The organism is Syntrophaceae bacterium (assembly GCA_013177825.1).
GTDB lineage: Bacteria > Desulfobacterota > Syntrophia > Syntrophales > PHBD01 > PHBD01.
The window spans coordinates 140031-159341 of record JABLXX010000004.1; the positions used below are offsets into that span (position 1 = coordinate 140031).

Annotated in this window: 18 protein-coding genes; 12 read left to right on the forward strand and 6 right to left on the reverse strand. The window is 60.4% G+C overall.

All coding sequences use genetic code 11. The features are described from left to right. The first annotated feature begins 16 nt into the window (after positions 1-16). Positions 17-193, forward strand: coding sequence for a hypothetical protein (locus HPY65_10135; GenBank protein ID NPU84835.1), 177 nt, complete (start codon positions 17-19; stop codon positions 191-193). A gap of 155 nt (positions 194-348) precedes the next feature. On the opposite strand, the gene HPY65_10140 is transcribed toward HPY65_10135, so the two are convergent. From HPY65_10140 to hslO, 3 genes are all read right to left on the reverse strand, one after another. Then, positions 349-1380: a zinc-dependent alcohol dehydrogenase family protein gene (locus HPY65_10140; GenBank protein NPU84836.1), complete on the reverse strand. Its 1032-nt coding sequence runs from the start codon at positions 1378-1380 to the stop codon at positions 349-351. 11 nt (positions 1381-1391) lie between these two features. Continuing rightward, positions 1392-2618 (reverse strand): mandelate racemase/muconate lactonizing enzyme family protein, encoded by a 1227-nt coding sequence (locus tag HPY65_10145; protein ID NPU84837.1) that lies wholly within the window; start codon positions 2616-2618, stop codon positions 1392-1394. A 94-nt stretch (positions 2619-2712) separates the two neighbouring features. Continuing rightward, positions 2713-3618, reverse strand: coding sequence for an Hsp33 family molecular chaperone HslO (hslO, locus tag HPY65_10150; GenBank protein NPU84838.1), 906 nt, complete (start codon positions 3616-3618; stop codon positions 2713-2715). A 379-nt stretch (positions 3619-3997) separates the two neighbouring features. Here hslO and HPY65_10155 point away from each other — a divergent pair, with 379 nt between their 5' ends. The 9 genes from HPY65_10155 (at position 3998) to gltA (ending at position 15800) form a co-directional block, all read left to right on the forward strand. Further along, entirely contained in the window at positions 3998-8389 is a 4392-nt protein-coding gene (locus HPY65_10155; GenBank protein NPU84839.1) for an FAD-dependent oxidoreductase, read from the forward strand. Between the two features lie 51 nt (positions 8390-8440). Continuing rightward, positions 8441-8878: a hydrogenase iron-sulfur subunit gene (locus HPY65_10160; protein NPU84840.1), complete on the forward strand. Its 438-nt coding sequence runs from the start codon at positions 8441-8443 to the stop codon at positions 8876-8878. A gap of 127 nt (positions 8879-9005) precedes the next feature. Continuing rightward, complete coding sequence (locus HPY65_10165) at positions 9006-10013, forward strand: 4Fe-4S binding protein (GenBank protein NPU84841.1); 1008 nt, start codon at positions 9006-9008, stop codon at positions 10011-10013. A 75-nt stretch (positions 10014-10088) separates the two neighbouring features. Beyond that, on the forward strand, positions 10089-10616 hold the full coding sequence (locus tag HPY65_10170) for a 4Fe-4S dicluster domain-containing protein (protein NPU84842.1): 528 nt from the start codon (positions 10089-10091) through the stop codon (positions 10614-10616). Positions 10617-10645: 29 nt separating this feature from the next. Next, the gene (locus HPY65_10175) at positions 10646-11497 is read left to right on the forward strand and encodes a CoB--CoM heterodisulfide reductase iron-sulfur subunit B family protein (GenBank protein ID NPU84843.1); all 852 of its coding nucleotides are present in this window, start codon (positions 10646-10648) and stop codon (positions 11495-11497) included. Positions 11498-11573: 76 nt separating this feature from the next. Continuing rightward, the gene (locus HPY65_10180; protein NPU84844.1) at positions 11574-12596 is read left to right on the forward strand and encodes a 4Fe-4S dicluster domain-containing protein; all 1023 of its coding nucleotides are present in this window, start codon (positions 11574-11576) and stop codon (positions 12594-12596) included. 15 nt (positions 12597-12611) lie between these two features. Further along, positions 12612-13451, forward strand: a complete 840-nt coding sequence (locus HPY65_10185; GenBank protein NPU84845.1) for an FAD/NAD(P)-binding protein — start codon at positions 12612-12614, stop codon at positions 13449-13451. A gap of 104 nt (positions 13452-13555) precedes the next feature. Next, complete coding sequence (locus HPY65_10190; protein ID NPU84846.1) at positions 13556-14392, forward strand: sulfide/dihydroorotate dehydrogenase-like FAD/NAD-binding protein; 837 nt, start codon at positions 13556-13558, stop codon at positions 14390-14392. Beyond that, positions 14382-15800 carry an NADPH-dependent glutamate synthase gene (gene gltA, locus HPY65_10195; protein ID NPU84847.1) on the forward strand — a complete coding sequence of 473 codons (1419 nt, stop codon included), beginning with the start codon at positions 14382-14384 and terminating at the stop codon, positions 15798-15800. Before HPY65_10190 ends, gltA begins: the two co-directional genes overlap by 11 nt. A gap of 178 nt (positions 15801-15978) precedes the next feature. Here the strand turns inward: gltA and atpB are convergent, their stop codons facing one another. Genes atpB through HPY65_10210 form a run of 3 tightly spaced genes read right to left on the reverse strand, consistent with a single transcriptional unit; the run spans position 15979 to position 17287 of the window. Beyond that, positions 15979-16635 (reverse strand): F0F1 ATP synthase subunit A, encoded by a 657-nt coding sequence (atpB, locus tag HPY65_10200; protein NPU84848.1) that lies wholly within the window; start codon positions 16633-16635, stop codon positions 15979-15981. Positions 16636-16638: 3 nt separating this feature from the next. Beyond that, a complete protein-coding gene (locus tag HPY65_10205; GenBank protein ID NPU84849.1) occupies positions 16639-17034 on the reverse strand; it encodes an ATP synthase subunit I in 396 nt (131 codons plus the stop codon). Further along, the gene (locus HPY65_10210; GenBank protein ID NPU84850.1) at positions 16994-17287 is read right to left on the reverse strand and encodes an AtpZ/AtpI family protein; all 294 of its coding nucleotides are present in this window, start codon (positions 17285-17287) and stop codon (positions 16994-16996) included. Before HPY65_10210 ends, HPY65_10205 begins: the two co-directional genes overlap by 41 nt. A 231-nt stretch (positions 17288-17518) precedes the next feature. Between HPY65_10210 and HPY65_10215 the strand changes: the two genes are divergently transcribed. Both HPY65_10215 and HPY65_10220 read left to right on the forward strand, forming a co-directional pair. Then, positions 17519-17839, forward strand: coding sequence for a hypothetical protein (locus HPY65_10215; GenBank protein NPU84851.1), 321 nt, complete (start codon positions 17519-17521; stop codon positions 17837-17839). A 439-nt stretch (positions 17840-18278) separates the two neighbouring features. After that, entirely contained in the window at positions 18279-19304 is a 1026-nt protein-coding gene (locus HPY65_10220) for a TRAP transporter substrate-binding protein (protein NPU84852.1), read from the forward strand. The last annotated feature ends 7 nt before the right edge of the window (positions 19305-19311 follow it).

Sequence of the window (19311 nt, forward strand, 5' to 3'; positions counted from 1 at the left end):
GAGGGAAGGTTCCGAAATGCAGGAAATCTTGACGGCCGTCACCTACCTGTTGGTCTGGCTCCTCTGCGAGCGGGTCATCGGGATCGAGAGCGGACTGGTGAATCTGGTTGTCTCGCTGGGGGCGGCCGTGGGCGTTTACGTCTTCATCGCCGTCCGGGACCACCGCAAGAAGAAAGAAAACGGAGAGCCCTAGCGGACGCCGGTTTCGAATCCACGAAGACCAGTGCCGCCGCCGTCACCGCCGGTCTCATCCGCCGCTCGGCCGTTTCAGCGGCGAACGCAGGATGAAGGCCCGTCCCTGTGCCGGGACGCCGGATTTTTCCGCTGCCGCGGTTGCAGGCCCGTCCTTTATCCCCCCGTCACGAGTACCTTCGCTCCCCGGATTTTTCCTTCCTTCAGCTCCGACAGGGCGTGGTTCGCCTCCGCCAGCGGGTAGGCCTGCACCTCCGGCCGGATCGGGATCTCCGCCGCCATGGCCAGGAATTCCGCGATGTCCCGGCGGGCCACGTTGGCCGCGCTTTTGATCTCCTTCTCCATCCAGAGATGTTCGGGATACTGGAGGGCGAGGAGGACCTCCTTGTCGCCCTCCTCCTTGCGGATCGCGTTGATCACCAGGCGGCCCCCCGGTGCCAGGTTTTTCAAGGCCTCCACGACGGGCTTCCAGGCGGGGGTCGTGTCGATCACGGCGTCGAGCCGTTCCGGGGCCGTATCGGCCGTATCCCCCGCCCAGACGGCGCCCAGCTCCCGGGCGAAGGCCCGCTCCCGCTCGCTCCTCGCGAAGACGAAGACGGGGGTGTCGGGGTAGCGGTGCCGCACCAGCCGGAGAACCAGGTGGGCCGAGGCGCCGAATCCCGTGAGGCCGAGCCGTTGACCGTTCCGCAGGCCTGTCAGCCGGAGGGACCTCCAGCCGATGGCCCCGGCGCACAGGAGGGGAGCCGCCTCGACGTCGTTAAACGCCGGCGGCAGGGGATGGGCGAAAGCCTCCGGAACGGTTATGTATTCGGCGTACCCGCCATCGGTGTCCCGTCCCGTTGCCTCGAAGTCCGGGCAGAGATTCTCGTTTCCCTCCAGGCAGAATGGACAGCGGCCGCAGGCGCGGTAGATCCAGCCTACGCCGACCCGTTCTCCGACCGGAAACCGCTCCGCCCCGGATCCACGCCCGACGACGCGGCCCACCACCTGATGGCCGGGGATGACGGGGAAGCGGGGCGGTGGCGTCCGTCCCTCGATCTCGTCCAGCTCCGTGTGGCAGACACCGCAGGCGGAGACCCGGAGAAGGACCTCGCCTTCTCCCGGAACGGGCGTGGGAACCTCTGCAAACGCCAGGGGACTTCGATTTTCGGTGAAACGGGATATACCCTTCAGGAACATTGCCTTCATGGGGAGCAACCCTACTTTCCCTTCTTCATGGCCAGCTTGAGGGCCGTGAGGAGACCCTTCTCCCGGATGGCCTTCGCGGCGATCCCCCCGGGGGTGATCTCGAAGAACTTCTCCCCGTAGCGGGCGAGCCTGTCCTCGTCCAGGACGATGCCGAGGCCCGGGGCCTCCGGCAGCGGAACGGTGCCGTCGGCGGAGACCCGGATCGGTTCCGCCAGGATCCCGTCGCGGTACTCGGGGATCCAGGCGGGAGGTTCGTAAGGGTACTCGAGAGGGTGTTTCCGGGGGCCCGCGGCGTAAAGCTGGAGATTGACGAGGAAGCCGATGCCGTTCGTCCAGGTGTGAGGACTGAAGTCCAGGCCCTGGGCGGCGCAGGCGTCCATGACCTTCTTCGAGTCGCCGATGCCGCCGCCCATGGTGGCGTCGGGCTGGTAGATGTCGAAGCTCCCCTTCTCCAGCATGATCTTGTACTCCTGCCAGCCGGCGTTTAGCTCCGCTCCGGCGATGGGAACGTCGGAGCGGCGGCGGAGCTCCGCCAGTTCATCCCAGGCGTACATGTCCAGGGGCTCCTCAAGCCAGGAGACGCCCAGGTCTCTGCAGGCCCGGGCGAACTCGGTCGCCCGCTCGAGATCCCAGACCGGAGGCTTCTCGATGATCGTGACGGGCCATCCCTGGTTGGCGTCGACGCCGATCTCCATGGATTCTCCCACGGCCCGACGTACCGCCTCCACCTGGGCGACGTCCTCCGTGAGGGTGGCGCCGTGGACCCGGAGCTTCACCGTCCGGAATCCCATCTCCCGGAGGCGGAGCACCTCCTCGGTCCGCTGCGCCGGGGGGTGGACCTCGCCGGTGGAGGCGTAGACAGCGACAGGCCGGTTGTCCGTGCCGCCGAGAAGCGCCCAGGCGGGCTTTCTCTCCATCTTGCCCCGGATATCCCAGCAGGCCGCTTCGATCCAGTAGTTCCGCCAGCCCAGATAGCTGATTTCACGGAGACGCCGGCGGACCAAGTCGATGTCCGTCGGGTCCAGGCCGATCAGATAGGGGCCGATGAGCCCGCCCAGGCCCTCCCGCTCCCGTTCGAAGGCCATGCCCGCCGCCAGGCCCTGGAGACCCCCGTCGGTGGTGAGGCGGATGAGGGTGAAGCGGTTCACCGTCTGGGGATAGCCGGGAATCCAGGACGGCCAGAACGGTTTGGGAAGGGGGACGGCGACGTGGAAAAGTTCGATGCGGTCGATTTTCATGGCAGCCTCCTTTTCTTCAGGAAAGAAAGCCCGTGATCCCGCCGTTCCGCGACCAGGCGGTCTTCGCCGCGGGCAGGGATCCGGGGCAAACCCGTCAGGCGAGGCGCCTGATCAGCCCCGCCAGTTCCTCCCGGTTGAATCGATAGGCGATCCGGCAGAAATGGCAGTTCACTTCCGCCTCTCCGGGATTGTCGAGGATCGCCTTGAGCTCGTCGGCCCCCAGGCTCAACAGGACCCGTTCGATCCGGCTGCGGCTGCAGGAGCACCGGAGGGTCAGGGGCTGGGTCTCCAGGATGCGGAACGGGATTTCGGAGAAGATGTCCCGGAGCAGGTCTTCCGGAGTCTTTCCTTCCTGGAGAAGCGCGGTTACGGGAAGCATCGCCTCCAGGCGGGAAGCGATGCGTTCCACCGACTCCGGATCCGGCGGGGGGAGTGACTGGACCAGGAACCCCCCGGCGGCGGACACTCGGTCGTTGGATTCCACGTAAACGCCAAGGGCGATGGCGGAGGGGATCTGTTCCGATTCCAGGAGGTAATAGGCCAGGTCCTGAGCGATCTCCCCGGAACGGAGGCGAACGATGCCCTGGTAGGGTTCCTTCAGGCCGAGGTCTTTCAGGACCGTCAGGAAGCCGTTTTTCCCGAGCGCGCCGGACACGTCCAGCTTTCCATCCCGGTCCGGCACATCGGCCTCCGGGTTCTGGACATAGCCGCGGACGCTGCCGTCCCGTTCCGCCTCCACGACGATCTTCCCCAGCGGGCCGTCGGCTTCGAACTTCAGGGCCAGTCCCTGGCCTTCCTTGAGAAGGGACGCCAGGAGCGCCCCGCCCGTGAGCGACCGGCCAAGAGCGGCGGCGGCCACGGGAGACGTCCCGTGACGGCGGGCGGACCGGGCGACAAGATCCGTGGTGACACAGGCCAGGGCCAGGACCCCGCCGTCGTCGGAGATGGCTCGGACGAGGTAATTTTCAGGGTGATGGTGTTTTTGAGGCGTTTCCGTCATGGTCCCTGCCGAGCGAACGGTGAGCGTTGAGGGCCTCTCCGGAGACCCCCGCGGGTGGTCGGCGCGCACTGGGGATGTAACAAAAAACCCTTTATGTTGCAAGTGGTTGTTCTTGTTCTGCGGGGTGTGTCATGGATTCCATAGGGGGGTGAAATCGACTTGACAGGACGCCCTAATCGTGGTAGCGGCTCCACGGTCCAATCACGCCTCCCTCCAACGGGGGCGGTCGTAAGAGCGGTTTCATCGCAAGGTCCGCATATCTGCCCGATTCGCGTTCTGATCGATAATCCTGGGTGGAATGACGGGACGGACGAAAACATTCTGAGATATCCCGAGGTGGTGTCCAGTGGCTCAATCAAGCGAAAAAATCGGTGCGGTCATGGTAGTGGGGTCCGGAATCGCCGGCATTCAGGCGTCCCTGGATCTGGCAAACTCCGGCTTGAAAGTTTATCTGGTGGAAAAAGGCATCAGCATCGGCGGCGTCATGGCCCAGCTGGACAAGACCTTTCCCACCAACGACTGTTCTGCCTGTATCCTTTCCCCGAAGCTGGTGGAAGTGGGCCGCCATCCCAACGTGGAGATTCTCACCCGGCGGACCGTAGAATCCGTAGAGGGTGAGCCGGGCCGCTTCAAGGTCCGGATGACGAAGGCGCCGCGGTTCGTCGACCTCTCCAAGTGCACCGGCTGCGGCGACTGTGCCAATGTCTGCCCCATCTCCGTTCCTTCCGACTTCAACGAAAACTTGAGCGAGCGGAAGGCCACCTATCGGCATTTTCCCCAGGCCATTCCCAGCGGCTTCGCCATCGACAAGCTCGGCACCTCCCCCTGCAAGGCGAACTGCCCCACCCACATCAGCGTGCAGGGCTACGTCGCCCTCATCGCCACGGGGAAATTCAAGGAAGCCCTGAAGCTCATCAAAAAAGACAACCCGTTCCCCATCGTCTGCGGCCGGGTCTGCAACCATCCCTGCGAGACCGCCTGCATGCGAGGCAAAGTCGACGAGCCCATCGACATCATGCACCTGAAACGGTTCGTGGCCGATCTCGACCTGAAGGACGAGACCCGCTACATCCCCGACAAGAAGGAGAGCAAGGGCAAGAAGGTGGCCGTCGTCGGCGCCGGCCCCGCCGGCCTGACCTGCGCCTACTACCTGGCCGCCGAAGGCTATGACGTCGAGGTCTTCGAATCCCTCCCCGTCGCCGGCGGCTGGCTGGCAGTGGGCATTCCCGAGTACCGGCTTCCCAAGGATGTCCTGAAGGCCGAGATCAAGGTCATCGAGGACCTGGGGGTCAAGATCCACCTGAACAGACCCGTGGGCAAGGACCTCCCCTTCGCCCAGCTCCAGAAGGACTTCGATGCCGTCTTCATCGGCTGCGGAACCGTCAACAGCAGCAAGCTGAACATCCCCGGGGAAGACATGCAGGGCGTCATCCATGGCGTCGATTACCTGAAGCGGGTGAACCTGGGCGAGAAAGTCTTCCTGGGCGACAAGGTCGCCGTCGTCGGCGGCGGGAACGTCGCCATGGACGCCGTCCGGACGGCCATCCGTACGGGCTCGAAAGACGTCTTCATACTCTACCGCCGGTCCCGGGCCGAAATGCCCGCCTCGCCGGAGGAGATCGAAGAGGCCCTGGAAGAGGGCATCAAGATGGAATTCCTCGTGGCCCCCAAGCGGGTCGTGGGGGAAGGCGGCAAGGTCACGGGCATCGAGTGCACCCGGATGGAACTTGGCGAGCCCGACGCCAGCGGGCGCAGGCGGCCCATCGAGATCAAGGGCTCCGAGTTCATCGTCCCCTGCGACGCCTTGATTCCCGCCATCGGCCAGGAGGCGGACCTTGATTTCGTGCCTGCCGAGAGCGGCATCTCCATCAACAAATGGAAGAACTTCGACGTCGACGCGGTCACCTTCGCGACGAACGTCCCCGGCGTTTTCGCCGGTGGCGACGTGGTCACGGGACCCCAGACGGTCGTCAAGGCCGTCTTTGCCGGGAAGGAAGCGGCGGTGTCCATCGACCGGTATCTCCAAGGCGAGGACATGGCGGCGGGCCGGGCCAAGGACTGGACGAAGGATCTGGCCGACAAGGCCGACGTGAGCGCCGTTCCAAAGGCCCCCCGGGTCAAATATCCCCACATGAAGCCCGACGAGCGGCGGACGACCTTCCAGGAAGTCGGCATCGGCTTCGGCGAGGAGGAGGCCGTCCGGGAAGCCCAGCGCTGCCTGGCCTGCGGCATCTGCTCCGAGTGCTACCAGTGTGTCGACGCCTGCATCGCCGGCGCCATCAAGCATGACGATACATTTGAGGAAGAGACCATCGAGGTCGGCGCCGTCATCGCCGCCCCGGGCTTCGAGACCTTCGACGCCTCCATCCGTGGGGAATACGGCTTCGGCACCTACGCGAACGTCGTGACGGCCATCCAGTTCGAGCGGATCCTTTCCGCCTCGGGTCCCTACTTCGGCCACGTCCAGCGCATCTCCGACGGCAAGGAGCCCAAGAAGATCGCCTTCATCCAGTGCGTGGGCTCCCGGGACACCTCCTGCGGTAACAGCTGGTGCTCCTCCGTGTGCTGCATGTACGCTACGAAGGAGGCCATCATCGGCAAGGAGCACGCCAAGGAACTGGAGCCGACGATCTTCTTCATGGACATCCGGGCCCATGGAAAGGATTTCGACCGGTTCGTCAACCGGGCAAAGAACGAATACGGGATCCGATACATCCGCTCCATGCCCTCCAGCGTGAAAGAGCTCCAGCAGTCCAAGAACCTGCTCCTCAAGTACGTCACCGAGGACGGCAAACTCGTCGAGGAAGAATTCGAGATGGTGGTCCTCTCGGTGGGTCTGACACCTCCCCCGGAGGCGGCGAAGCTTGCCAAGGCCCTCGGGATCGACCTCGAAGAGCACGGATTCTGCCGGACCGCCCTTGAGAATCCCGTCGAGACCAGCCGGAACGGTGTCTTTGTCTGCGGTGCCTTCGGCGGTCCCAAGGACATCCCCGAGACGGTCATGGAAGCATCGAGCGCCGCGGCATGCGCCGCCGGTCTCCTGTCGGAACGCCGCGGAACGATGATCACCGAGGAGGAATTGCCTCTGGAGACGGACATCCGCGGGGTCGGTCCCCGGACAGGCGTTTTCGTCTGCCACTGCGGCATCAACATCGGCGGCGTGGTCGATGTTCCGGGAGTCGTTGAGTACGCCAAGACCCTGCCCAACGTGGTCTTCGCCACGGATAACCTCTTCACCTGTTCCCAGGACACGGCTGTGAAGATGGGCGAGGTCATCAAGGAACAGAACCTGACGCGCGTCGTTGTCGCCTCCTGCTCCCCCCGGACCCACGAGGGTCTTTTCCAGGAGAACTGTGAGAAGGCGGGACTCAACCGCTACCTCTTCGAGATGGCAAACATCCGGGACCAGGATTCGTGGGTCCACATGCACGAGCCCGAGGCGGCCACCGAGAAGGCCAAGGACCTGGTCAGAATGTCCATCGCCAAAGCCCAGTTCCTGAAGCCCCTGAAGCCGGGACAGCTGGGCGTCAACAAGAACGTCCTCATCATCGGCGGAGGGCTCGCGGGCATTACGGCGGCCCTCTCCTTTGCGGACCAGGGATTCAAGTCCTACATCGTCGAGAAGAAGCCGTCCCTGGGCGGCAACTACGCGAGCCTCTACTACACCCTCGAGGGGCTGGACACGAAGAAGCACCTGGCCGGCCTGATCGACCGGGTGAAGAAGAGCGAGCTGATCCAGGTCTATACGGGGACGGAGATCAAGAAGATCGAGGGCTTCATCGGCAACTACAAAACCACCGTCGCCACCCGGGACGGAGAAGAACAGTTCGAGCACGGCGTGGTCGTCGTGGCCACCGGCGGCTATGAGCTGGAGACCAAGGAATACCTGTACGGCCAGTCTGACCGCGTGCTGACCCAGCGCGACCTGGAGAAGTTGATCGCGGAGAAGGATGCAAAGGCCGCGGCAGCCAAGAGCGTCACGATGATCCAGTGCGTGGGCTCCCGCATCCCCGAGCGGCCCTACTGCAGCCGCTACTGCTGCTCCGAGGCGATCAAGAACGCCCTGAAGCTCAAGGAAATGGACCCGGAGAAGGATGTCACGGTCATATACCGCGACATCCGGACCTTCGGTCTCAAGGAAGACTTCTACAAGAAGGCCAGGGAGCTGAATGTCAAGTTCGTCCGCTACGACGAGGACCGGAAACCCGAAGTGAGGGCCGAGGGGGACAAGCTGGTGATCCGGCTGCTCGATCCCATCCTCAACGAGACGGTGGAACTGAAGACGGATCTCCTGGCGCTCAGCGTCGGCACTGTTCCGAATCCGGAGAATGAAGAAATCGGCAAGATGCTGAAGGTGCCGACCAACCAGGACGGATTCTTCCTGGAGGCCCACGTGAAGCTCCGCCCGGTCGATTTTGCCACCGACGGCGTCTTCATGTGCGGCATGGCCCATGCGCCGAAACTGAGCGAGGATTCGATCGTTCAGGCAAACGCCGCGGTCTCCAGGGCCTGCACGATCCTGACGAAGGACTTCATCGAGGCCGAGGGCAAGACGGCCTATGTCAACAAAGAGCGGTGCGCCGCCTGTGGGCTCTGCGAGGTCAACTGTCCCTTCAGCGCCATCGCCGTGGATCTTGCCGAAGGATGCGCGGCGGTCAATACCGTCCTTTGCAAGGGCTGCGGGGTCTGCACGGCCTCCTGCCGCATGAACGCAGTAGACCTCAACGGTTTCAACAACGAAGAGGTGCTGGCGCAGATCGCCGCCCTGTAACCGGCGGCGCGGATACGCGGTTGAATTAATCCCAACAGAAACGGAGCCGATATGTCTGGACAGCAAGCCAAGGAAAACTGGGAGCCGAAAATCGTGGCCATCGTCTGCAACTGGTGTACTTACGCCGGGGCGGATCTGGCCGGGATCAGCCGGATCCAGTATCCTCCGAACGTTCGCATCATCCGCGTCCCCTGCACGGGACGGATCAACCCCTTCTACGTCGTGAAGGCCCTTCAGGAAGGGGCCGACGGCGTTCTGGTTTCCGGCTGCCACCCCGGTGAATGCCACTATCTGTCGGGCAATCTTTCGGCCCGCCGGAAATTTGCCACACTGAAACGTTTCCTCTCCTACATCGGCCTGGAGGGAGATCGGACCATTTTTACCTGGGTATCCGCCTCCGAAGGGGAACGGTTCGCCAAGGTCATCAAGGGGGTAACGGAGCGGGTGACCGCCCTCGGGCCGGCGAACAAGCTGGCGAAGAAGCTCTGAGCCATTGTGAGCCGTCCCGGCGGATCGGGAGCACCCGGCGGGAGAGCCCGATCCGGAAACGCTTTCGCGGGGCGTAGGTTGCCAGACGAAATTTCGTATTCAACTCGAAGACGAGGACTCGAACAAAGTGGAAAACATTCAGAAAAAGCTGCGGGAAGAGGCAGGTAGACTCCTGGAGGAGAAGAAGGTGGATGTTATCGTCGGCTACGAGGCGGGAACACTGCCCGCAACGGCGACCCCCTGTTTCATCACCCTTCCGGAAGAAGCTCAGAAGCTGGTATGGAATTCCTTCTGCACCCAGAACCTCGCCAAGTTCGTCCATGACCTGATCTCCCAGCACCGGAACGCGCAGAAGCGGGTCAAGCCGGAGGACCGGAAGAAGAAGGTGGTCGGCGTGGTGGCCCGGGGCTGTACGAGCCGGTCCATCGTCCTGTGTCTCCAGGAGAGACAGTACAATCGGGACGAGGTCGTGATCCTCGGCGTGCCCTGTACGGGATACGTGGAACGCAAAAAGCTCGCGGCGGCCCTCGGCGGCGAGGAGGTCCTCGAAGCAACCGTCGCCGGCGACTCGATCACCGTGAAAACGCCCGCCGGCGAAAAGAAACTGGCCCTGAAGGATGCCCTGGCGGACTGCTGCATCACCTGCCGCTTCAACAACCCGGTCATCTCGGACGTGATGCTGGGAGAGAACGCCGCGCCCATGGACGCCGATAGGGAATACGAGGAAGTGACGGCCTTCGAAAACCTGCCGATCGAGGAGCGCTGGGCCTACTTCGAGAAGGAGATGGCCAAGTGCATCCGTTGTTATGCTTGCCGTCAGGCCTGCCCGTCCTGCTACTGCGCCGTCTGCTTCATGGACCAGAGCCAGCCCCAGTGGGTCGGAATCGGCGAGGACGCCACCGACACCCAGGTCTTCCAGTTCATGCGCCTCTATCACATGGTGGGACGTTGTGTGGACTGCGGTTCCTGCGTGTCCGTCTGCCCCATGGGAGTGGATCTGAGAAAGTTCCTCAAGAAACTCGACAAGGACTGCCTCGAGATGTTCAACAACCGGGTCGGCTCCTCGATGGAAGACGTTCCGCCGCTGTCGACCTACAGCGAACACGACAAGGACGATTTTATTTTCAACCCGTAGAGAAATGGGAGAGGCGCCGGTCGGATCCTTCGGGGACGGCCGCTGACCGAAGATTTCGAGACGAACGGAGAGGACATGAAGACATTTCTCGATGAAGTGAACGAAAAAATCCACGGGGTCCCCATCCAGCGATGCTATCACTGCCGGAAGTGCACCGCCGGCTGCCCCCTGGCCTCCGTCATGGAATACAACCCGAACAAGATCATCAAGATGATCCAGTTGGGCAAAAAGGCGGAAGTACTGGGAAGCTCCACCATCTGGCTTTGCGCGTCCTGCGAGACCTGCATTACCCGCTGCCCGAACGAGGTGGACATCGCCCGCATGATGGACGCACTCCGCGAGATGGCCATCACCTCCGGCGTCGGGGCCCGGGAAAAGAACGTTCTCCATTTCCACGAGGCCTTCCTGGCGAACATTCGCTCCAACGGCCGCATCAACGAGACGATGATGACGGTCAACTACAAGCTCAAGTCGGGAGATCTCTTCTCCGATGCCGCAATGGGGATCAGCATGTTCATGAAGGGAAAGCTCGCCCTGATCTCTCCCAAGACGAAGGATATCCAGTCCGTGCGGGGCATCTTCGATAAGACGAAGAACGCCTGACGCAACAGTCCACCTGAAGGAGGCAAGCGTTGAAAGTTCAATATTATCCGGGATGTTCCCTCCACGGGACGGCGAAGGAATATGACCAGTCCGTCAAGGCGGTCAGTCGGGCCCTCGGGATCGAGCTGAAGGAAGTGGAGGACTGGTCCTGCTGCGGGGCGACATCGGCCCACGCCACCAATTTCAAGTTGTCCGTGGCCCTGCCCGCCCGGAATCTGGCGGCCGCCGAGAAATCGGATCTCAAGGAAGTCATGGTTCCCTGCGCCGCCTGCTTCAATCGCTTCAAGTCGGCCCAGCACCATCTTGCCGAAGATGCCGCCCTGAAGACGGAAGTGGAAAAGATCCTGGGGCGGAAAGTCAAGGGAACGGTTTCCGTCCGCAATCCCATTGATATCTTCTGCAAAGACATCGGGCTGGATGTCCTGGAGGGCAAGGTTGCCCGGAAACTGACCGGCCTGAAACCCGTTTCCTATTACGGATGCCTCCTTCTGCGTCCGCCGGAAGTGTGCCAGTTCGACGATTACGAAAACCCTGTGCTTCTGGACAAGCTGCTCAGGGCGATGGGTGCGGATGTTCGTCCCTGGTCCTACAAGACCGACTGCTGCGGCGGCAGCCTGACTATCAGCCGGACAGACATCGTGATCAAGATGGTGGATAAACTGGTTGCCATGGCCCGGGAGGCGGGAGCCAACTGCGTCGTGACCGCCTGTCCGGTCTGCATGGCCAATCTGGACATGAGGGCCAGCGAGAATGTCCGCCTGCCCGTCTTCTATTTCACGGAACTGGTGGCTCTGGCCATGGGACTCCAGGGGCCCTCGTCCTGGTTCAAGCTCCACAACGTGGACCCGACTCCCCTGGTGAGCGGGCTGGGCCTCCTGTAGCGTATAAGACCCTTTCGGCCGGCCGCCGCGAACCGGCGGTGATAAACATCTTTCATACAGAAGAAAAAGGGACGTTATGGAAAAACGGTTGATCAAGAAGGACGCCCTCGGGGGCATCATCAGGAAGATCGGTGAGGACGGACCCGTGTTCGCACCGGTGAAGGTGGAGGACAATGTCCTCTTCAAGCTGCTGGAAAAAGGGGAGGAGCCCCTCACGGCCTTTTCCAACAGCAAGAACGCACCGAAGAACTTCTTCTTTCCGCGGACGGAAGTGATGATGCGCTACACGCGGACCCCGAAGGGGACGGAATTCGCGAGCCTGGAAGCGGAAAGCGGACAGGCCGTCCTCTTCGGCGTACGCCCCTGTGACGCCCGGAGTTTTGTCCTCCTGGACATGCTCTTCGATCAGGAGAAGTACAAGGATCCATTCTGGATCGACAAGCGGAATAAAACGACGATCGTCGCTCTGGCCTGCAGTCGTCCGCCCTATACGACCTGCTTTTGTACGTCCGTAGGCGGGCACCCCGTTTCCTCCGAGGGGGCCGACGTCCTGCTGACCGATCTGGGTGATCAGGTCCTGGCTGAGTTCATCACCGAAAAAGGAGCGAAACTCCTGAAGTATTTTGGCGATGCTCAGGCTGACGAGGGAGCCGCGAAAAAGAAAGAGGAAATCGCCGCCCAGGCGGAGCAGGCCATTTCGTCCAAAATCCCGGCGAAAGAAATCAAGCCGATCCTGGACGAGAACTTCGAGCACCCCTTCTGGAACACGATCCATCAGAAGTGTCTGGCCTGTGGAACCTGCACCTACCTGTGTCCGACGTGTCACTGCTTCGACATCAGCGATGAGATGAAGTACGGTGACGGCCGGCGCTTGCGGAACTGGGACTCCTGCATGTATCCGCTGTTCACGAAGGAAACGTCGGGGCACAACCCGAGGATGACCCAGAAGGAGCGTTGGCGCCAGCGGACGATGCACAAGTTCAAGTATTACGTGGACAATTTCAACGCCATCGCCTGCGTGGGCTGCGGGCGCTGCGTGATGTACTGCCCTGTGAACATCGACATCCGTAAAATTGTTCAGGACATTTCGACATTATAATATCGGGAGAGCGCAATGCAGAATCCATACGTACCCTACCCCGTGGAAGTGATCAAGATCGTCACCGAGGTGGACACCAAGGACATCAAGACCTTCCGCTTCGCCTTCCTCAATAAGGAGGACGAGGAGAAGTTCCGGTACATCCCGGGCCAGTTCGGAGAACTGTCCATCTTCGGCAAAGGCGAATCCCCCATCGGGATCGCGTCTTCTCCCACCCAGAAGGGATATGTGGAATTCACGGTCCAGAAGGCCGGCGTCGTCACCACGGCCCTCCACGAAATGGAGGAAGGCACCCGGATGGGGCTCCGCGGGCCGCTCGGAAATTCCTGGCCCATCGAGTTCCTGGAGGGAAAGAATATCGTCATCGTGGGTGGCGGCTTTGCCTTCACGACGCTGCGTTCCCTGATCAATTACATGATCCACGGGGACAACCGGAAGCGTTTCGGCAAGATCACCGTGGTTTACGGCGCCCGCAATCCGGGACTCCTCATCTACAAGGATGAATTGGAGACATGGTCCAAACGGGACGATATCGATCTCAACGTAACCGTCGACAAGGGAGATGCCGGCTGGAAAGGGCGGGAGGGCTTCGTGCCCACGGTCTGCAAGGAAGTGGCGCCCAGTTCTGAAAACGCCGTGACGGTCATCTGCGGTCCCCCGGTCATGATCCGCTTCACCCTGCCGGTCTTCTTCGATCTCGGCTTCTCCAAGGAGAACATCATCACATCGCTGGAGATGCGGATGAAGTGCGGCATCGGAAAGTGCGGGCGCTGCAATGTCGGCAGCAAGTACGTCTGCAAGGACGGCCCCGTGTTTACCCTGGCGGAGCTGGACAAGCTGACGAAGGAATACTGAAGCGGCGGGCCTTTCGAAAATCGTCGGCTGAATTCTCAAGCCGCAATGGAAGTCGATTCCGGGGAGCTTCAGGCTCCCCTTTTTATGTCAAGGGGGAAACAGCCTTGTATGCAGTAGTGGCAGCAAAGCAGTTGTCCGAGGCGGTGTTCCGGATGGACATCCTGGCGCCGGAGATCGCCCGGAAGCGGAAGGCCGGCCAGTTCGTGATCCTCAAGATCGACGAGAAGGGGGAGCGGATTCCGCTGACCATTGTCGATTCGGATCCGGTCCGGGGGACGATCACGATCATCTACCAGGTCGTGGGGAAAACGACGGCGGCCATGTCCGCCCTGAAGGAGGGCGATGCCTTTCAGGACGTCCAGGGCCCCCTGGGAAATCCCACGGAGATTGAAGTCTTCGGCCACGCCGTCTGCGTTGGGGGAGGCGTCGGCGTGGGCGTTATTTATCCCATCACGAAGGCTCTCAAGGAGAAAGGGAACCGGGTGACCTCCATCATCGGTGCCCGGACGAAGGACTTGATCATTCTTGAGAGCGAGATGCGGGCTGCCAGCGATGAACTCGTGGTCTGTACGGATGACGGCAGCTACGGGTTCAACGGATTTGTCAGCGCCGTCCTGCAGCAGATCATTGATCGCGGCGAGAAGATCGATCACGTCTTTGCCATCGGCCCGGTGCCCATGATGAGGGTGATCGCCAACCTCACACGGCCTTATGCGATTCCAACCACCGTCAGCCTCAATCCCATCATGGTGGATGCCACGGGAATGTGCGGAGCCTGCCGGGTGGAGGTCGGGGGCAAAACGAAATTCACGTGTGTCGACGGCCCGGAATTCGATGGGCACCAGGTGAACTTCGACCTTCTGGCAAGCCGCCTCCGGATGTACTGCGAAGAAGAAAAGCAGTCCTACGAAAAACACAGGTGCGGGTGGAATGGAAACTGAACCGAAGAAAGAAAAGAAAGAGAAGGTTCCCCGGCAGAAGATGCCGGAGCAGGCACCGCAGGAAAGAATTGCCAATTTTAACGAGGTTCCTCTGGGCTATTCGCCCGAAACGGCGATCCTCGAGGCGAAGCGCTGCATCCAGTGCAAGAAGCCGGGGTGCATCGAAGGATGTCCGGTCGATGTGCGGATTCCCGAGTTCATCAAACGGATCGCCGAAGGAGATTTCCTGGGTGCCGCCCGCAAGCTGAAAGAGACGAACGGCCTGCCCGCCGTCTGTGGGAGGGTCTGTCCCCAGGAGGACCAGTGCGAGAAGTTCTGTATCCTGGGGAAAAAAGGCGAGCCGGTGGCCATTGGCCGTCTCGAACGGTTTGCCGCCGATTACGAGCGGGACACGAACCAGGTGGTTGTTCCGGAAAAGCCGGCTCCGAACGGCAAGAAGATCGCCGTCGTGGGAGCGGGCCCTTCCGGACTGACCATCGCCGGGGACCTGGTGAAGCTGGGCTACGAGGTGACTATTTTCGAGGCCCTCCATAAGGCGGGCGGCGTCCTGGTGTACGGAATTCCCGAGTTCCGGCTTCCCAAAGCCATCGTGGAGGCGGAAGTGGACTACCTCCGCGGATTGGGGGTCAAGATCGTCCTGAACGCCCTGGTCGGCCGGATCAAGACGGTGGACGAACTCTTCGAAGAAGGTTATGACGCCGTCTACCTCGCCGTCGGGGCCGGCGCCCCGGTTTTCATGAACATCCCCGGCGAGAATCTGAACGGCATCTATTCGGCCAACGAGTACCTGACCCGCTCGAATCTCATGAAGGCTTACCGGTTTCCCGAGTACGACACGCCCATCGTCCGGGGGAAAAACGTGGCTGTCGTCGGCGGCGGCAACGTGGCCATGGATTCCGTAAGGACGGCCCTGCGCCTGGGGGCGGATAATGCTTATATCATCTATCGGCGAAGCGAGACGGAGATGCCCGCCCGGATCGAAGAAGTCCACCACGCCAGGGAAGAGGGCGTGCAGTTCAAGCTGCTTACCAACCCGGTGGAATATCTGGGCGACAAGGACGGCTGGGTGACGGGGATCCGTTGCCTGCGCATGGAATTGGGTGAACCGGACGCTTCGGGAAGAAGAAGCCCCGTTCCTGTTGTCGGCTCCGAGTTCGTCATCGACGTCGACACGGTGGTCGTTGCCGTGGGGACCATGGCCAATCCCATTGTGCCTTCCACGACCCCGGGTCTGGAAACGAACCGGTGGGGATACATCGTCACCAAGGGGGAGTCCGGAGAGACGACGCGGAAAGGCGTCTATGCCGGCGGCGACATCGTTACCGGTTCCGCCACGGTGATTCTGGCCATGGGGGCGGGCCGCAAGGCGGCCCAGGCGATCGATGCCTATCTGTCAGGGAAGAAGTAGAGCCGGCATTTGATACGGGCTGCTCTGCGAGAATGAACAGGGACGTCTGCCGGCACAGCGAATGATGAAAAGCATGCCCTGACAGAGGCGAAATACAGATGGATGTGGCACAAAAAAAGCGTCTCGAAATGAGACGCTTTTTTTGTCTATGGGATGATGCTTTTGCGTTCTTATCGGATCAATGGTGCTCTTCCATGGCCCCGGCGATGTACATCATGGACAGAAGCATGAAGACAAGTGTCTGGATGAAGGAAATCAGCACTTTCAGAATGAGGATGGGCAGCGGAATCAGCAGCGGAACCAGGATCAGCAGGACGATGATCACGATGTGTCCGCCTTCGATGTTTCCGAAGAGCCGCACGGAAAGGGACAGCGGGCGCGACAGGTGGCTGATGAGCTCGATGGGAAGCATCAGCGGGATGAGCCACCAGACCGGTCCGAGGAACTGCTTGAAATACTTGAGACCCTGCACCTGGACGCCCACAACGTGGGTCAGTACGAAAACGATGAGTGCCATGGCGATCGTCATGTTAAGGCTCGATGTTGGCGAGATAAATCCGGGAACAAGGCCGAGGAGGTTCGAAACGAGAATGAAGAGTCCCAGTGTCGCGATCAGGGGAAAGAACCGTTTGCCCTGCTCCCCCATTGTATCAACGAGCAGGGAATCGAGGGCTCCCACGATGACCTCCATGACGTTCTGAAAACGCCCCGGATAAACGGACAGTCCGCGCGTGGCCAGAAATCCGCAGAGGGCCAGAAGCACCATGATCAGCCATGTGTGCGCGACATGGTTGGCAACGCCGGGAATGTGGACAAAGAGAAATTCACCGTGCATGTTTTATAAAACCTCCTCAACGCGATTTTTTTTTGAGAATACCAGAACTGCTGTCAGCACGATGTTCATGACCACCACGGAGAGACCGACAAGCAGGCCGATGATATCCACAAGGGACTGGCTGATCAGGATGTACAGCACGACTGCCGTAACGGCCAGACGCAGGTAATATTTCAGCAGGAGGGCGGACTTCGCCTTTCCCGTAAGATTGGAAAATATCCCCCTCAGGTCCCGGTCCAGCCAGTGGAAATTGATGATGCTGATGAACCCGCCGAGAAGAATTCCGTAGGTAAACGAAGAAGACAGCAGCAAGGCGCTGACGACCAGGCAAACGGCCAGAACGAGCCAGTTGGTGATTTCAAGTCTTGCCTGGAGAGGGTCTTTTTCGATGCGGTTCACTTTTTATGTACCGGATGATGGGTTCATCATCCTGCGCGCTTTTCTGAATTACCAGGTAGATGTTCCGGAATCCGACGATTACCCCGATCGCCAGAAACAGGAACATGAAGTAATGATGCCCTGTTTCCAGTCTCCGGTCCAGCCAGGCTCCGAAATAGAGCCCTCCGAAAATGGTCAGCACCATGGCAATGCCGACGGTGCTTGCATAGGCCAACTGAATCAGGGACTGTCTGTCTGATCTATCCCATTTCATCGCGCCCCCTATCATGGCCACCGGGGAATGTCAACGAAAAAAAGGTCGATGATTTAAGCTGTCATTTCAGTAGGATATGAGCGAAAAACAGGGGGCTGGAAAGCCCTTCCGCCGGTCGTTTCGCCTTGCCTGCATCACGGCGGTATGATATTGACGTTTTCCAGTCATGGTGTAACGAAAACAACCAACATTTTGGAGTAGGGAAAGACCCGCAGCGGGAGGTTATCCAGGATGACTCTGCTCATTGGCGGCGCGATTGCGACCGTATTCGGTCTTATCGGCATCATGTTCTGGGGACATCAGTTTCTTGTCATCGTCCAGGGCGGGTTGCCGATTGCCCTGATCATGGGCGGAATTCTCGCCATGTACGTCGGATTTGACGACATCCAGGACAAGATCCGGGAAGACCGCCACAAACACGAGGAAAAACTGGACAAGGCCCGTGAAGAGATCGAACTGGCCAAGGCAAAGGCCGAACAGTACAAGGAAGAAGTAGAGCGGCTGCGCCGTGAGGTAAGCCACCAGAATCAATCCCGAACAAATAATACTTGACAGCGATACATCGATCCCATAGGAGTGAAACCTCATTTTTTGTGATCGAGGAAACGGTCGTGATTCCGGACACCATGCCCCGAGCATCCATGAGTATTCTTCTCGTCCAGCCCTATATGTATTGATGCCTGCTTCTCGCCGACCGGCGGGAAAGCAGGCTTCCTCCAGATTTTTTGTCCGTCCCTATCATCCCCGTCAGTAAAAAAGCCCTAAAGCGGGAAATTATGATTCTATGATGTTTTATGACATCCAGGCTCGATATTATTTCTGTTCTTCATGCTACGCCTACCGACGGCCTGTCTGGTCGTTCATCGGGCGGGCAGACAGGCCATTCATGAGTGGAGACGGCACCCATGGTATGGGTCCCGGGAATCCTGAAACTGCTGCATCCGGCTGACATGCCGGCAATTCATTCATCATCATAAAAAGGAGAACAAACATGAAAAGAATCGTCTGGATCGCACTGGCAGTCCTGCTGCTGGGGGTAGGCTCCGGCATTCCCGCCGCTTGGGCGGGACCAACCCAATTGACGTACAGCATCTTTTTCCCGCCGAACCACGGTCAGAAAAAGGCGGCCGACGCATGGGCCAAGGAAGTGGAGCGCCGTACGCAGGATCGGGTGAGAATCCAGATCTTCGCCGGGGGATCCCTCACCCAGGCGGATCAGTGCTACGACGGCGTCGTCAAGGGGATCTCCGATATGTGCATGTCCGCGTTCGCTTACACCCGTGGACGTTTCCCCGTCATGGAGGCCTTGGATCTTCCTCTCGGGTACCCGAACGGCCGGACCGCCACGAGGGCTGCCAACGATTTTTACCAGAAGATGAAACCCCGGGAACTGGATCAGGTGAAGGTTCTCTATCTGCATGCCCATGGTCCCGGACTTCTGCATACGGTGAAGCCGGTGCGGTCACTCGAAGACCTGAAGGGAATGAAGATCCGTTCGACCGGTCTCAGCGCCAAGGTGATTACGGCTCTGGGGGCCGTTCCTGTGGCCATGCCCCAGGGATCGACCTATGAGTCCCTGCAGAAGGGTGTTGTGGAAGGGACGATCGGTCCCATTGAAGTCCTCAAGGGATGGAAGCAGGCAGAGGTGATTAAATATACGACGGATTGCCGCAATATCGGATATACAACGGCCATGTACGTTGTTATGAACCTCAAGAAGTGGAATTCTCTGCCGGCAGATGTCCGCAAGGCATTCGAGGATGTCAGCGCCGAATGGATCGATGTCCACGGCAAGGCCTGGGACGACCTTGATGCGGAAGGCAGGGCTTTCAGTCTCGGACTGGGTAACAAGATCATTCCGCTGTCGAAGGGGCAGAGCCTACGGTGGCGGAAAGCCGTCAATCCCGTGATCGACGAATACGTGAAAACGGTCAAAACGAACGGCGTGTCGGGAAAGAGTGTGGTCCAGGAAGCGGAACTCCTGATCAAGAAAGCGGGCCGTTCGGGGAAAAAATAGCGGAGCA